The organism is Paenibacillus sp. B-A-8, assembly GCF_048572915.1.
GTDB lineage: Bacteria > Bacillota > Bacilli > Paenibacillales > Paenibacillaceae > Paenibacillus_AQ.
The window spans coordinates 6,577,737-6,593,168 of record NZ_CP183882.1 but is presented as its reverse complement, the minus strand read 5'-3'; the positions used below and the strand labels follow the sequence as shown (position 1 = coordinate 6,593,168).

At 44.2% G+C, this 15,432-nt stretch carries 10 protein-coding genes; 7 read left to right on the top strand and 3 right to left on the bottom strand.

Translation table 11 applies throughout. From position 1 onward, the window contains the following. The first annotated feature begins 24 nt into the window (after positions 1–24). Positions 25–792 carry a hypothetical protein gene (locus ACN6MV_RS29750; RefSeq protein WP_419885402.1) on the top strand — a complete coding sequence of 256 codons (768 nt, stop codon included), beginning with the start codon at positions 25–27 and terminating at the stop codon, positions 790–792. 74 nt (positions 793–866) lie between these two features. Next, positions 867–4,595: an S-layer homology domain-containing protein gene (locus ACN6MV_RS29745; RefSeq protein WP_419885401.1), complete on the top strand. Its 3,729-nt coding sequence runs from the start codon at positions 867–869 to the stop codon at positions 4,593–4,595. A gap of 63 nt (positions 4,596–4,658) precedes the next feature. Here ACN6MV_RS29745 and ACN6MV_RS29740 read toward each other — a convergent pair whose 3' ends face one another. Continuing rightward, the gene (locus ACN6MV_RS29740) at positions 4,659–5,672 is read right to left on the bottom strand and encodes a zinc-dependent alcohol dehydrogenase family protein (protein ID WP_419885400.1); all 1,014 of its coding nucleotides are present in this window, start codon (positions 5,670–5,672) and stop codon (positions 4,659–4,661) included. Between the two features lie 114 nt (positions 5,673–5,786). Between ACN6MV_RS29740 and ACN6MV_RS29735 the strand changes: the two genes are divergently transcribed. The 4 genes from ACN6MV_RS29735 to ACN6MV_RS29720 all read left to right on the top strand — a co-directional run bounded on the left by ACN6MV_RS29735 (position 5,787) and on the right by ACN6MV_RS29720 (position 10,851). Beyond that, a complete protein-coding gene (locus ACN6MV_RS29735; protein WP_042131445.1) occupies positions 5,787–6,179 on the top strand; it encodes a winged helix-turn-helix transcriptional regulator in 393 nt (130 codons plus the stop codon). A 200-nt stretch (positions 6,180–6,379) separates the two neighbouring features. Continuing rightward, a complete protein-coding gene (locus tag ACN6MV_RS29730) occupies positions 6,380–7,180 on the top strand; it encodes an ABC transporter ATP-binding protein (protein ID WP_375104253.1) in 801 nt (266 codons plus the stop codon). Beyond that, entirely contained in the window at positions 7,173–8,831 is a 1,659-nt protein-coding gene (locus ACN6MV_RS29725; RefSeq protein ID WP_419885399.1) for a hypothetical protein, read from the top strand. Before ACN6MV_RS29730 ends, ACN6MV_RS29725 begins: the two co-directional genes overlap by 8 nt. A 229-nt stretch (positions 8,832–9,060) precedes the next feature. Beyond that, positions 9,061–10,851 (top strand): EAL domain-containing protein, encoded by a 1,791-nt coding sequence (locus tag ACN6MV_RS29720; RefSeq protein WP_419885398.1) that lies wholly within the window; start codon positions 9,061–9,063, stop codon positions 10,849–10,851. Positions 10,852–10,943: 92 nt separating this feature from the next. On the opposite strand, the gene ACN6MV_RS29715 is transcribed toward ACN6MV_RS29720, so the two are convergent. Then, complete coding sequence (locus tag ACN6MV_RS29715; RefSeq protein WP_419885397.1) at positions 10,944–12,638, bottom strand: methyl-accepting chemotaxis protein; 1,695 nt, start codon at positions 12,636–12,638, stop codon at positions 10,944–10,946. Positions 12,639–12,885: 247 nt separating this feature from the next. Between ACN6MV_RS29715 and ACN6MV_RS29710 the strand changes: the two genes are divergently transcribed. After that, positions 12,886–13,317, top strand: a complete 432-nt coding sequence (locus tag ACN6MV_RS29710; RefSeq protein ID WP_081389929.1) for a MarR family winged helix-turn-helix transcriptional regulator — start codon at positions 12,886–12,888, stop codon at positions 13,315–13,317. Positions 13,318–13,402: 85 nt separating this feature from the next. Here the strand turns inward: ACN6MV_RS29710 and ACN6MV_RS29705 are convergent, their stop codons facing one another. Beyond that, positions 13,403–15,262, bottom strand: coding sequence for an LTA synthase family protein (locus tag ACN6MV_RS29705; RefSeq protein WP_419885396.1), 1,860 nt, complete (start codon positions 15,260–15,262; stop codon positions 13,403–13,405). Positions 15,263–15,432: the final 170 nt, after the last annotated feature.

Sequence of the window (15,432 nt, the reverse complement as noted above, 5' to 3'; positions counted from 1 at the left end):
TTAATTGAAAAGGATGATACACATATGAAAAAGCTTACGATATCTTTGGTTGCTGCTACTGTCGTCTTCTCCGCACTGACGTATGCCGCAGTATCCGCTAATAAAAAGACAGCAGAGGCAGCATCTATTGAAGCAAGCAGTAATACAGCAGTATCCGTTTCTGCAGCGGCTGCACCTGTAGCTACTGCAGCGGCCGCAGTCGTTGTTCAAGCAGAAGCCACATCGGCACCAGTTGTAGAAACGGTTCAGCCGGAATCTTCAGCTCCAGCAGTGGAGACTGTCTCGGCAGAAGCGACTGCTGCTCCAGATGCCACAGTAGATTCAAAGACTAAGACCGTTGACTCAGCTGCTCCTGTAGTGGGTGAAGCTGCACCTAAGGCGACCGCAGCTCCAGCGGCGGACACCGCTAAGGCTGCAACAACTACAACCACGGTTGCTGCTACTGTCAAAACACAAACCCAGACAGCAACACCGGCTCCAACCGCTGCGCCTACGACGGCTCCCAAAGCAATCGTAACCGCCAAAGCGGCTCAACCAACGTCTGCTCCTGTTGTATCTGCTCAGCCAAAGGCAACTTCGGCTCCTGCGGTAACGGCAACGGAAGCACCTTCAAAATCGAAATCCATTACCTTCTCTACAACTGAGGTGGTTAAAGCGACGGCCGCTCCAGTGGCTGAGGTAGCTCAGCCAAAGACCTCTACTAATGCACCATCATCCACCGTCAGCGCGCCAGCGCCAGCGGAACCGGCTCAAGCACCCGCACCTGCCGCTGAGGAAGAGGTTTGTCCTTGATGGGGCACGTGCTCATTCAGGATTCCTTTCAGCAAATTCATCACATAAATCGATATAAGGCGAGGTGCACATAAATGATAAAACCATTGCGATTCAAAAAAATTGTAACGCTGCTTCTAGCAGCTTCCCTGCTTGCCCTGCCTTTTCAAGCGGGCAGAGTTAATGCCGAAACGGATAAGGCAGAGGCACTAACCTCTTTAGCCTCAAATAGTGGTGTAAGCCACTTTGATTATTTCAGTCATGTTTATGACCGTTTGAATGATGCTAGCCATGTATTTAAAACGGCAACCTATGAGGATATCGTTCATCTTTTTGAGAGTGAAGGCACTTACGCTGTTCTGGTTGGCGGCGCTTGGAGCGAGAATACACAGGCCGATATCGGCTTTATCAATGAAGTAGCTAAAGAATATGGCATCTCTACGATTTATAACTTTGATACTAAGCTGGACGGTGACACGCTCCAGATTGCAGACAGCAATAATAAATTTGCTTACAAATACGTTGACCTGGTAAACAAATATTTAAAGAATTTGAATCTGTCCTCGAAGGACGTTCCAGAACGCAATGTTAGCTATACCAATAAAAACGGGGATGTCGTAACTGCTAATAAGATCGAATCTCCATTTCTCTTGGTATACAACAAGGATCACAAGGATGCACAAGGAAATATCGCTCCTGTTGTATCCTATCTGGATAAGAGCTACTCGTGGAATGAGTTCCTGACGAACGGAACACTTGATGCGACGAAGGTTAATGCGTATAAAGCATCAGTAAGAGAGGTACTTAGTGCCGCTTCTGGGTATAGCACGATCGATGAATCTGCTTATATCAAGGCCGCATTTAACAAGAACTATGAGGGCGAAAATGAGGGCAAACCTACGATCTTCAACGAATCGGACGGTACGCTCGTGTATGAACATGTGACCTATCATCAGCTGAAGCAAATTTTGGCGAGTGATGGCAACTATGCGATTTTGTTAGGCGGCTCATGGTGCCCCAACACACAAGCAGTTATCAAATATATTAACGAGTATGCCAAAAAACATAATATCGATAAGGTCTACTTCTTCGATACGAAGCTCGACTCTGGGGTGACGGTTGCTGAACCAAGCAACAACAGCGGCACTAAGGGCAACGCTAATCCGCATAATAATAATGAGCTTCAGATTAGAACAACCAATCATCCATATGCAAATTTGTATGTTGATCTGGTCCGTACTTATCTGACCAATATTAAGACCGAGAACAATACAGCAGCTAAACCATCTGTGATTAGTTATGTGAATGAGCTTGGAAATACTGTGATAGGAGATAGACTTCAGGTTCCATATCTGTTCACGTATAACAAGGACAACAAAGATGCAAGTGGTACTAATGCACCTATTCTAGGGCATATTGAGCTTATGTATAGCTGGACGAACATCCAACCGGATTACGTGCAGGCTAATTACCCAATTGGAGCCAGATACACTAACACTACAACAGCGCTGGATAAGCTATTCTCAAAACTTGAAGCTGTGCCTGCTGGACTTACAGGTGTAGCACCAACCGCAGCAGACAGTAAGGATGGGCAAATCTTGGGCACAAGTTCGGCCTTGGAATATAAGCTGGCTGGAGATACGGCATATACGCAAGTATCAGGTTCAGCGATTACAGGGCTTGCGCCTGGTGTTTATACAGTAAGATATGCGGCTACATCAGGATATCAAGGTCCAACGAACGCAGCGGGACCAACGATTATTCCTTATAATGCTGGAGAAGACGTAATTGTGGAGGTGCCTGCTTATATCCATCAACAAGCAGCTCCAACAGGTCTATTAGGGGTAGCTCCTACTTCTGAAGCTAACGATGATGGGCAAATTACGGGCTCAGTTGAGGGGCAGGAGTACAATGGTGCTGGAGAAACTGATTATAAGCCTGTAACAGGCGTAGTCATCTCAGGTCTTACTCCGGGCTTTTATAAGGTGAGATTTGCGGCAAAAGAAGGATACAGCGTAGGTAAAGATGCTACTGTTGAAGTTCCGGCCTATGGCGAGCAAGCAGCTCCTACAGGGCTAGTGGGCGTAGCGCCGACTACCGCAGCCAATAATGACGGTAAAATTACCGGGACTACGAAAGTTTTGGAATATAAGCTATCAACGGTAACCGATTATGTCTATGCAACAGAAGTAGAGATCGTTGGATTGGTACCGGGGATATATCAAGTAAGATATGCAGCCAAAGAGGGATTTAATGCGGGCAGAGCAGCAGAAGTGATTGTTCCAGTATTCACTGCAGAGCAAGCAGCGCCATCCGGTTTGCAGGGGGTAGCACCTACCTCTACAGCGAACAATGATGGGAAAATTACAGGAACCACAACAGCCTTAGAATATAAGCTGTCCAGTGTGACTAATTATGTGTATGCACCAGATAAAGAGATTACAGGTCTAATACCAGGTACGTATCAAGTGCGATACGCAGCGAAAGAAGGTTATAAGGCAAGTCCAGTGACCGCTATCGTTGTTCCTGCTTATGTATCTATTTCAGACCCAGGAACAAGCGGGCCTGGCGGCAGCAATCCTGCGCCGAGCACGGCTACACCAACACCAACAGCAAGCCCTCAACTGGTTGCTGCAACAACAACCGGTAATACTGTGAATTTATCATCAACAGCAGCAACCAAAACGGATAAAACCACAGGAGTAACCACAGCTACAATCACGCAAGAAGCGGCTATCGAGCTATTGAACCTTGCTAAAAAAGCAGAAGCGGATGGGAAGAAAGCTGTACTGGAAATTAAAGTAGCAGCTACTTCTGATACCAAAACTGCCGAGCTTACCCTATCGAGAAGCATAATTAATGAGTTAGTCTCTGGTACGAAGGCCGAGATTACCATTCAATATGAGAATGTAGGTACGATTACACTCGATGCCAAATCTTTGGCAAGTATCAGCGCAGCCTCGGATGCGGGGGATATTGTCATAACGATCGCTAAGGTTTCGTTAACGGCAGAAGGTAAGGCTGTTCTCGGCGACAGACCGGTTTATGATTTATCGGTAAAGGCGGGCCAAAGCACCCTTTCTACCTTTGGCGGGGGCAGTGTCCACATCAGTGTGCCCTATACGCTCCAAGCAGGAGAACAGAAAGATGCGGTCATCGTATACCATATTAATACCACTGGAAGCTTGGAGAATGTACGCGGGAATTATAATGCTGCCAAGGGAACTGTAGATTTTGTTACCACACATTTCTCCCAATATATTATCGGATATAACAAGGTGCGCTTTGCGGATGTTTCGGACACCTCATGGTATAGCAGTGCAGTAGGTTATCTTGCAGCACGCAGTATCACATCCGGTACAGATGCAGAGCATTACAGTCCGAATGCTGAAATAACTAGAGGGCAATTTATTGTCTTACTCTTGAATGCTTACGGCATCACACCGGACGCTACCGCAACGGATAATTTCACGGATGCGGGCAATACGTATTACACGAACTATCTCGCGACTGCTAAGCGCCTTGGGGTAGCCACAGGTTCGGGGGATAATCAATTCCAGCCAGAGATTCAGATCACTAGACAGGAGTTATTTACACTCTTGTACCGCTCGCTCGTAGCGCTAGGTGAACTGCCATCCGAGAAGAAGGCTGCAGCTCTTTCTGATTTTAGTGATGCAGGGGAGATTGCTGGCTATGCACAGGAAGCCCTTCAGGCGCTGGTAGAAAGAGGTGTAGTGACAGGAGCAAATAGTAAGCTGAGTCCTAAAGAAGTCACTACAAGAGCGCAAGCGGCACAGGTCATTTATAATTTGCTGTCGAGATAATTAAGCAGCAGCTGTATATTACATTGGAACCCCCTGCAAAAAAAAAGCAGGGGGTTTCTAATCTTAAAATTTAATGCAAATTTTTCCGAAGGTTGAACCCTTAGCTAAGTATTGCAATGCTTCAATAGAATGTTCAAATGGAAATACAGCATCAATGATCGGGCGAAGTCCATTTTGTTCGATCGCACGATTCATCGTCTCAAACATGTCACGGCTTCCAACATTGATGGCTTGAAGGCGCGCTTTTCTCAGAATTGCAGGGATAATTTCAAAGCCTTCCACCTGGAACCCTGACAGACCGCCTATCAGACTGACCCTTCCACCCACCCGCAGCGCCCCGATTGATTTATTTAATGTGGAAGATCCACCGAGATCAACAATATGGTCTGCTCCGCGTCCCCCTGTGAGCTCAAGTACAGCCTTATCCCATTCAGGGGTTGTTAAATAATTGACACCAAAATCTGCTCCCAATCCCTTGGCCCGCTGAAGCTTCTCATCGGTGCTAGATGTGATGATCACCTGTGCACCGTGAAGCTTGGCAAATTGAAGCGCGAATAGCGAAACTCCGCCTGTTCCTTGGATCACCACAGTCTCTCCGGCTTTCACCTTTCCTTCTTCAACAATAGCATGCCATGCTGTAACACCTGCACAAGGAAGTGTTGCCGCTTCTTCATCTGTCAAAAGATCTGGCACACGAACCAACCCCTTCTCGGGAAGTACAACATATTCTGCTAGCAGCCCATCAAGCGGACTTCCTAGCGAGCTCACCCAATTTTCTTGTGAAGGTTCTCCCGTAATCCAGCTTTGAGTAAAAATACCGCTTACCCGATCACCAATCTTGAATCTGGACGTATGCTCACCTAAGGCGACCACTTCACCCACACCGTCGGATACCGGGATTAAAGGTGAGCTCAAAATCGGGTTATAAAAGCCATCAATCACACCTAAATCCCTAGCGTTAAGGGAAACTGCCCGCATTTTTATCCGAACTTCACCAGGACCAGGATTAGGAATTGGACGTTCGGCTGTCTTCAGGTGATCTAGGCCAAATTCACTTTGAATTTCGTATAGTTTCATGAGCAATCTCTCCTTTTTGAAGTGCATAGACATACAATAATCCATAAACTACACTTAAGTAAGAAGGCACTTTATAGTGTCCAGGGAACCAAAAAGTGCATAGGAGGACTTCATATGAACCATCCATTTTCGACGAATGCCGTAGAGCCTGATATCTCGTTATCGATTTGTGGGTACAGTAAGGTCCTTGACATTATCTCTAATAAATGGACAGCTTTGGTCATCTATGCCATGGAAGATGGAATCATTCGTTACAGTGATATCAGAAGAAGAATTGAGGGCATCTCTAAAAAAATGCTAACTCAAACATTGCGGCAACTGGAACGAGATGGGCTGGTCCAGCGCGAGATCACACCATCCGTCCCGCCCATCGTAGAGTATTCTCTAACTCCTTTAGGGGAATCATTACTTGAACCTATGAGAGCGTTAAATCAGTGGACGAGTAAAAATTACGAATTGGTTCAACAGGCTAGAGCTTCATATGATCAAGTGGATCAAGCGGAATAATTCGCGGGGGATGATCGCTACACTTTAAGGGGGAACCAAGGGTTCTCCCTTTTGTGCTGAAAAGGGCATTAGCATTCATAGATATAAGATTAGTGAGTTAAATTATGGAGTGGGATTCAGTTGAATGATACAATTATTGTAATTTTATAAAATAGTAATTTTTAACATCGTCAATTAGTCGCTAGAGAGGGGATTAGGATATGGGTCTTGCTGATGATCCAGTCATTGCGATTTCTGGTTTATGGATGAACTACACTGATCGAATGGTGCTAAAGGGCATTGACCTTAAGGTATACAGAGGACAAATCATTGGCTATATCGGTCCTAACGGTGCAGGAAAGAGTACAACTGTTAAGATTATGCTCGGTCTGGTAGAAGGCTATAACGGCAAAGTAGAGATTTTCGGTAGGGATATTGCTGATGGAGATGTCTCTTATAAGAAAAGAATAGGTTATGTGCCGGAGGTAGCCGAATTATATGATAGCCTCACCGCTAGGGAGTATCTAACTTTTGTAGGTGAGTTGTATGGATTGAAGCGTAGTGATGTCGACTATAAAGCTGGAAAGCTAATGGCTTTGCTAGGTCTTGAGAAAGCCTATGATTCGAGGATCGCAACCTTCTCCAAAGGGATGAAACAAAAGGTACTGCTGATCTCCAGCATGCTTCATGATCCCGATATTTTATTCCTAGATGAACCGCTGAGCGGTCTGGATGCTAACAGTGTAATGGTAGTAAAGGAGATTTTTGCATCTTTGGCGGCAAGGGGGAAGACCATCTTCTATTCTTCACACATCATGGATGTGGTGGAGAAGATCAGTAGCCGGATTGTTTTGATCGATGGTGGAGATATCGTGGCGGATGGGAGTTTTTCGGAGCTTCAAGAGAAAGGCCGTGAAGGTTCGCTGGAGGATATTTTTAATCAATTAACTGGATTTGATAAATACCGTGATATTGCTGGGGAATTTGTTGCGGTTATGCAAGAGGTATCCTCTCATGACTGATTTCTATGTGCTGAAGCTTCTGGATAAGCTGCGGGGTGGGTTTAGCCGAATCGGTGTTGATTATGACGTGATGCGAAGTATTCTACAGGTCAAATTAACGATGGACGGCAGAAGAACACCGACAGTGCTTGGTGGAATGCAGAAAAAGGAGGAGAAGAAAGAGGGCTCCCCGCTGCGTGTGCAATGGATTTATTTACTTTTTGGCGTCATGTTAATTCCTCTTATGATGTTAACGGGGAACTATATGCTGCAGATGAGTCTAGTGTTTGGTGTAGTGATGTTTATGATTACGACCACACTGATCTCTGATTTCTCTTCCGTGATGCTTGATCTTCGGGATAAAAACATACTGGCTTCAAAGCCAGTGAACCGCCGTACCTTGAACATGGCGAAGAGCATCCACATTCTCATTTATTTATTTTCAGTGACGCTGACCTTGACCGGACCTTCGCTGATTTTGTGCCTGTTCAAACAGGGAGTACTATTTTTTCTAATATATGCTGTTGAGATCATTCTGATGGACTGCTTTATTCTCGTCATTACGGCGCTGCTGTATTTACTGATCATGAAGTTTTTCGACGGGGAGAAGCTCAAGGATATTATTAATTATGTACAGATCATTTTGACTATAGGGATTACAGTAGGGTATCAGCTCGTTGTTAGACTGTTCGATATTGCTGAATTGAGCCTCTCTTTTAAGCCGGCATGGTGGCAGTATTTGATTTCTCCGGTTTGGTTTGCAGCTCCATTTGAGATGCTGATTGGCGGAGCGAGAGACACACACTTCGTGGTGCTTTCGGCGTTAGCTTTAGTAATTCCGGTTCTGCTGATTGCGGCTTATATTAAGCTGATGCCTTTATTCGAAAAGAGCTTACAGAAGCTTTCAGAGCAAGGCAACGTTGGTAAAAGTAACGACCGAATGGTGGACTGGTTGTCGAAAGTAACTTGTAAGAACCCGGTAGAGGGCATGTTCTTTCGTTTTAGCTGGTCAATGATGAAGAATGAGCGTGACTTCAAGTTAAAGGTATATCCGGCAATCGGTTATTCCATTGTCTTCCCGTTCATTTTTATATTTGGGATCTTTTGGGATGGGAATGCATCGTCTATTAAGGATTCAAACACATATCTGATGATCTACTTCGGTGCGACGTTACTTCAGACGGTTGTTCTAATGCTAAGGTACTCTGCGGATTATAAAGGTTCTTGGATTTATAAGCTGATTCCTCTACCGAACACCGCACCTATATATCGTGGAATGCTTAAGGCAGCGATTGTTCGCTTACTAGTCCCTTTATTCGCTATAGAAGCGATAGTATATCTTTGGTTGTTTGGGTCGCGGATTGTGCCGGATTTAGTAGTAGTGCTGTTCGCAATGCTGATCTATGCGGTCATTTGCTTTCGTTCTTATCCCCCGGTATTACCTTTCTCAGAGCGTTATGAGGCAGCTAAACAGAAGGATTACACCGCAAACTCCTTTGGGTTGTTATTCTTGTTGATGGGGATGGCAGGTATACATTATGTTTTCACTTTGTTTACGGGTGGAGTTTATATTTACTTGTTAGTTCTGGTAGTTTTGAATCTATGGATATGGCGAATTACCTTTCCAAAAACCGTATCGCCAACAAGTCATAGTTCAAATTTTCCGGCCTGAGTGGTTGTGTCAAATATGGACATTTTTTGCGTAATAAAAAAGGGTATAAATTCCAGTATTTACTTAGACAATCTTCTGAATACAGAGTAGAATACATCTAAAGTTTCTTTTTTTGGGATCACCTATAATCTTTACGCACTCTTCCATATTTGATATTCGTGTACGGATTGTTTACTTGAGAAATACGCTGGGCGATTACGGGATTCAAAACCGGTGAAGAGGTTAACTAATGGATAAAATGGGAATCCACTTTAATGTTTGGGTTGTTTTACTATCATTGGCGTTAGTGGCGACAGCTGCTTATTCCGCACTGAATCTGATTGCGCAAGTTTCCGGTTCTAACGGCAAAGTTCGACGCTTATGGCTGATTTCGGGGGCTTTTGTGCTTGGTAGCGGTATTTGGGTGCTACATTATGTTGGGATCATGGCGAGCTATTTACCCTTTGAAGTTAATTACTATCCAGGTAGATCTATACTGTCGCTATTGGTTGGTGTGTTGTTCTGTTATTTGGCATTCCATATAACATCTGATACACGTTTGGGAGTATGGCGCTTAATAGTAGGCGGTATTCTTTTGGGTAGTGGAATTTCGGCTATGCATTATATCGGGTTGTTTTCTTTAAGGATCGGGACAAAGGTTTATTATGATGTGTGGACTCAGTGTGCTGCCGTAGCTCTTGTAGTAGTATCCGCTTATCTTGGATTATTGATGTTTTATAAGTTTAAGGCATGCGCGGGGAGAATGGACTATCAAGATTCATTAACAGAGCTGCCGAATCGACATGGATTGGAACACTATTTTAAAAATGAATTTTTCGGAAGTAGATCGGGTGCTGTTTTTTTTGTGGATCTGGATCGCTTTAAATCGATTAACGATACGCTTGGACATGATATAGGGGATATGCTACTGCAGGAGGTTGCTGTAAGATTAATTCGTTCTGTAAGAGATAAGGGGAAAGTCTTCCGTTTAGGCGGCGATGAATTCTTGATTGCTCTCCCAGATTGCACGCTGGAAAATGCGCAGTTAGAGGCAGAACGTATTATGCATGAACTTAAGAGATTCTATCGTATTCAGGGTAACGAGCTCTATGTTACTGCAAGCATTGGAATCAGTATGACACCATTGCATGGGACTGATCGCTCAACGCTAATGAAAGCTGCGGATACGGCTCTTTATACTTCTAAAGATTCGGGTAAGAACAAGTTCAGTGTGTTTGATCAGGAAGCTAATCGCCATCAGCTGCGACGGATGTCGCTAGAAAAAGATCTTCGTAAAGCGTTAGCTCGTTCTGAGTTTATGGTGGTGTATCAGCCCAAATGGGATTCCTATATAAATGTTACTGTAGGTCTTGAAGCATTGCTGCGCTGGAGACACCCAGAGCATGGGATCATTTCACCAGCTGAATTCATTCCTATTGCAGAGGAAACCGGACTAATCGTTCCGATTACCTATTGGATGCTGCATGATGTGTGCAGCCAGAACAAGTTCTGGCATAAGGAAGAGATAGCTAACGTACCGGTATCAATTAATATGTCCGCAAGGATGTTTGAGGATGGAAGTCTATACGATGTTGTAGCGGAAGCACTCACATGTTCAGAATTAGAACCACACTTCCTCGAACTGGAGATTACGGAGTCCATTGCGATGCATAACATGAAAGAGACGGTTGCGCAGTTGTCCAGACTTCGGATGCTTGGGGTAAGAGTATCGCTGGATGACTTTGGGACAGGCTTCTCCTCCCTTGGTAATTTGGATGAGATCCCAGTCAACACACTCAAGATTGACCAAGTATTTATTCGTAACAGCAAGATGCACTCCAAGAAAGCTATTATCAGCAATATTATTGCGATTGCGACCCATCTGAATATGGAAGTCGTGGCAGAAGGTGTGGAGACACCAGAGCAGATCGAATTGCTGAAATCACTGGGTTGTAGAGTCATGCAGGGTTATTATTACGGCCGGCCGATGCCTGTACATGAGCTGGGTGAGTGGTTTATAGCGAATACGGCAGCGTCGTAATCTCAATACATAGAAGAGGGGCTAGCGACCAAGTAGAATTTCTCTGCTTGGTCGCTAGCCCCTTTAAGGTTAAGAACTTACATGAATAAAGATTATACTTTGAAACGTTCGATAAGAATCTGCAGCTTCTCCGCTAACGAAGACAAGAAACCAGCAGCCGATTCCACTTCTTCCATTGCTGCGAGCTGCTCTTGTGAGGATGCGGATAAGGTTTCCGCACCGCTTGCTGTCTGATTAGCGACGTCTACAATATTCTGTAGAGTAGTAACGAGACCATCGGAGATGGAGGCTAGCTCGCGGACTGTTCCGGAGATCTGCTGACTTTGTGAAGCCATACCAGAGACAGACATCTCAATCTCGGAGAAGGATTGACCTGCTGTTACGATTAATTCCCGGCCTTGATCCATCTCTTCTGTAGAGCGCTTCATAGTTTCTCCTGCTTGGTCCATCTGATTTACGATGATGCTTACGAGTTGTCCGATTTGAGCAGCTGATTGGGCGGATCGCTCGGCAAGCTTGCGTACGGATTGTGCAACTACCGCAAAGCCTCTTCCCTCTTCTCCGGCTCTTGCAGCTTCAATGGCTGCATTCAGCGACAGCAGGTTGGTTTCTTCTGCGATGCTCGCAATCGTGCCCACAATATTCTCAATTTCCTTGGAGTAGCCGCCCAAGGTTTCAATAATGACAGCTAAATCAGTGATGCTGTCACTGACGATGCTCATCTGTTGTGTAGTAGAATCCATTGCTTCTCGACCTGTACGAGCCTTTTCGGCGTTACTGGTAGCATTATTCATTGCGTTATCAGCATTTCCTGCAATCTCTGTAATGAAGTGTGACAAGTCTTGTACAGACTTATATCCACCCTCCAAATTTTGCAATTGTGTATTAGCTCCATCGGCAAGTTCAATCGAAACGTTGACACTGTACTCACCAGCACGGTTAGTTTCCTGTGCACTGGCAGAGAGCTCTTCGGATGAAGACGCCACCTGCATGGAGGTTTCATTAACTTCGGTAATGAGCATGCGCAAGCTCTGCGTCATGCCGTTGAAATTTCGAGCTAGTGTACCAATCTCATCTTTGCTGTTGAATGAAATAGGATCATGAGTAAGATCACCCTGTGCAACAAGATTTACGCCTCTAGATAGCTTCGTTAGTGGACTTACCATTCGGCGGATTAAGAGATATGCTGCCACAATAGCAATAACTAGAATGGAAGTCCCGATAATAAAAGGCTGAACAATGATGTCTCGGGTCCGTTCTTGAATTAACGGGCCATCGAAGTTAATAGCCATTAGAGCGATTATAGGCTTGGAGGGGTCATGATCTTGATAGATGGGGCCGTAGCCCGTCTTGAGTGAGGTACCTTCGTATGTATAAACCTTGGAGTATGCGGAATGCTTAGACTTAGTAATCATTTGCTTCTCTTCATCTGAGAAATAAAACGTGTCGCCTGCTTTATAACCTCTTGCTTTGAAGCTTGAATCTGCGGCGAGGATCTTTCCATCTAGCGATAAAATGAACGCCTCTTTAAAAATAGCCTTATGTGCCACAATCCAACCGATCCTGTCCTCGACAGCCTCCAGTTTGCTTTGATCTCCTGCAATTAATGCGGTAATGTCTGATGGGTCTATCAGCCCGGTTGTAATATTGGCGCATCCTACCAATTCGATACCTGCAGCTTCGTCTACTTGCTTGTACGCAGTACGGTATCCGAAGAACCCGATGGATGATCCAACAAGAAGTAACACGATGAACATCATCCAAGTTAATTTAGTTGCCAATTTCATTCTTTGCACCAACCTTGACAAATTATGTTTTCGGTGACAATCGCTCTCACTGCTACGATTATAGCGTATCGTTAGGCCTAGAACCTTACATAGAATATAGTATTTTTGTGTCGGATATTGTAAATTGGTGGAAAAATTATGGAAATAAACGTGATTATGAAATCTTTAGTAGACAAAAGCATTGAATCCTAACCAGTTCTAGTGGTACGCTTGAGTTATTAAAAACGGATTGGGAGTTGAATTAAGGATGCCGCATCAATTAGATCCGTTAATAGAGCGTCTTGGATTATCCATGTGGAGAGTACAGCGTAAGATAATGTCTCAAATGTCATTGCATAAAGAACTTGGACTTACCGTACCTCAAATGGGTCTGTTAAATATAGTAGCGAAAGAGAAAAAGTCGCGGGTGGTACAACTGGCGGAGTCTATGGAGGTCAAATCCAGTGCCATTACTGTGATGCTCGATCGCCTGGAAGCGCTGGGTTTTATTAAGCGTGAGACGGATGGATCGGACCGGAGAGCGGTTGTGGTGACCATCACCGAGCAAGGTCAGCAAATACTTGAAGAAGGACATTTCCGTTCAAAGCAGTTGCTTGCTGAGCATTTATCTATACTGAAGCCGGAAGAGCTGCAAAAGTTTGCGGAATACTACCGTATGATCGAGGATCAGAAACGGTAAATCTCTGGCTCTATAGATACAGAAAGAAGGCCGCCTTCTCCGGAGAGAAGGTGGCCTTCTTCTGTAATACGTATCTTATGATGGCTTAGGGTTTAATTGGTTTGTCTGGCAGCTGCGTAATGTAGCTATGGGAAAGTTGTAGAAGTCTCAATGCTCGGTTGTATTCATCCTCAGTGGCAGTCGGTGCTTTTCCATTGTAAATAGGATATTGGGTATTATCTTCAAAGCTGTTACCCGGAATAAGTAGACCCGAGTTGGAGATGAAAGAACCAGAAGGTAAATAATATCGCTCTGGTAGCAAATTATAAGTCTGACTGAGTAGATCTTGACCGAAAACCAGGTTGTTCTCTAATGAAATTCCAAGAAGACCGGCAGCAGTTGGCATGATATCCACTTCGCCACCGACTTGTTCTAAGGTCTGTGGTGCTGTATTGTCTCCTGCATGAATGAGCAACGGAATGTTTAACATATCCGCATAGGTATATTCATGACCATAGATTTCAGTCATTAATTGTTTATCATCATGATCGAGAGAATAAATTGGTAATCCCATATGATCACCATAAATCATGATCACGCTGTTGTCCCATACGCCATTTGCTTCAAGCTTTTCTACGAAATGTCCAAAAGCATCATCTGCATAGTTCTGGGAACGGATATAATCACCTACAAAAGTGCCTTCATAACGCTCTGGTAGCTTCATGCGGTATTTTTCCTCAGGGATCGTGAATGGATGATGCGCTGACATCGAAATGATTTGAGCATAGAAAGGTTGACCCTCGCTATTCATGTCTTTTAGCTTGTCGGCTGTTTTACTATATAGCGTATCATCAGAAGCCCCAAAGAAGAAAACATCATCTTCACCGAAAAACTTACGATCATAATAATGGTCGAAGCCCAGCGAGTCATACAGCTCACCACGGTTCCAGAACTCTACGACATTGGTGTGGAAGGTTGCAGTCTGATAGCCATTCTCTTTAAGCAAGCGCGGCAGACTTGGAAGCACCTTATCCACATAAGACATGGTTGCCGCTCCACGTGGAGGGATGTAGGCGGAAGTGTTCACTACGAACTCCGCATCGGACGTATTCCCTTGACCAACCATTTGATAGAAATTAGGGAAGTAGAGACTATCCTTCATCACCTTGTTCAAGTTCGGTGTGATCTCTTGCCCGTCTAGCTTAAGGCCAAGCAAAAAGTTCTGAAAGGATTCCAATTGAATGATAATTAGATTCTTGCCTTTAGCGATGCCATGAAGTGGAGAACTAGCCGCAGTATCAATTCCCTTCACTTGATTGATGGCATCCTGTGTAATATCACTTGATTGCACAAGCTCCGGTTCTTCTTTCGCAAAAATCGTATAGGCTTCATAATTAAGAATACCCATCTCCTGAGCTTTCTTAATTTCGTTCATACTAGCCTTATTAGGCAAAATGTTGAACAAGCATATACCAAGTGAGACTGCGAATAGAACACTATATTTTATTTTTCCGTTACGACGGTTGATATTTTCTTTCTTATAGACCCGGCCTTTCTTATTAAAGAAGAAATAGCCTCCTAAGACAATGATATCTGTAAAAATCAGCAGGTAGTAAGGATCCATTAGTGAGAATACGCTGTTGCTGACGGCTGTGACTTGATTCACCTGCTCCGCCGCATGGTAAGTTACAATGACCCCATAATATTTGAAATACATGATAGCTGCGAAAAAGATAGCTGTTACTAATAAATTGACTGTCATGTAATATCCAAGCTTTCGTTTGGATGCGAACCGCTCAATAATACAGAAGAGCGCCCAGGCAAAAGGGATTTCTGTCAATAATGACTTCCAAGGCAGTACATCATCAAAAATGACGCCCCAAGCCAAAAATGCTTTTAGAATAAAAAGTATTGTGAAAAACACAAAAGGTTTAATGATCCAACGTTTAATATTAAAGGATGACACAGCTTCCCCCTCTTTCTACATGATAAAACGCCATTTCCCAAATAGGACGAAACAGCGTCAAGACAAAGTGACTCCATAGTAATAAAATTTATTATGCAGGGCTAGCTGGAGAAAGTCAAAAAACGAAAATATAAGTATAAGCTTTGTGGAGCGCGTAAACTTGAATAGAC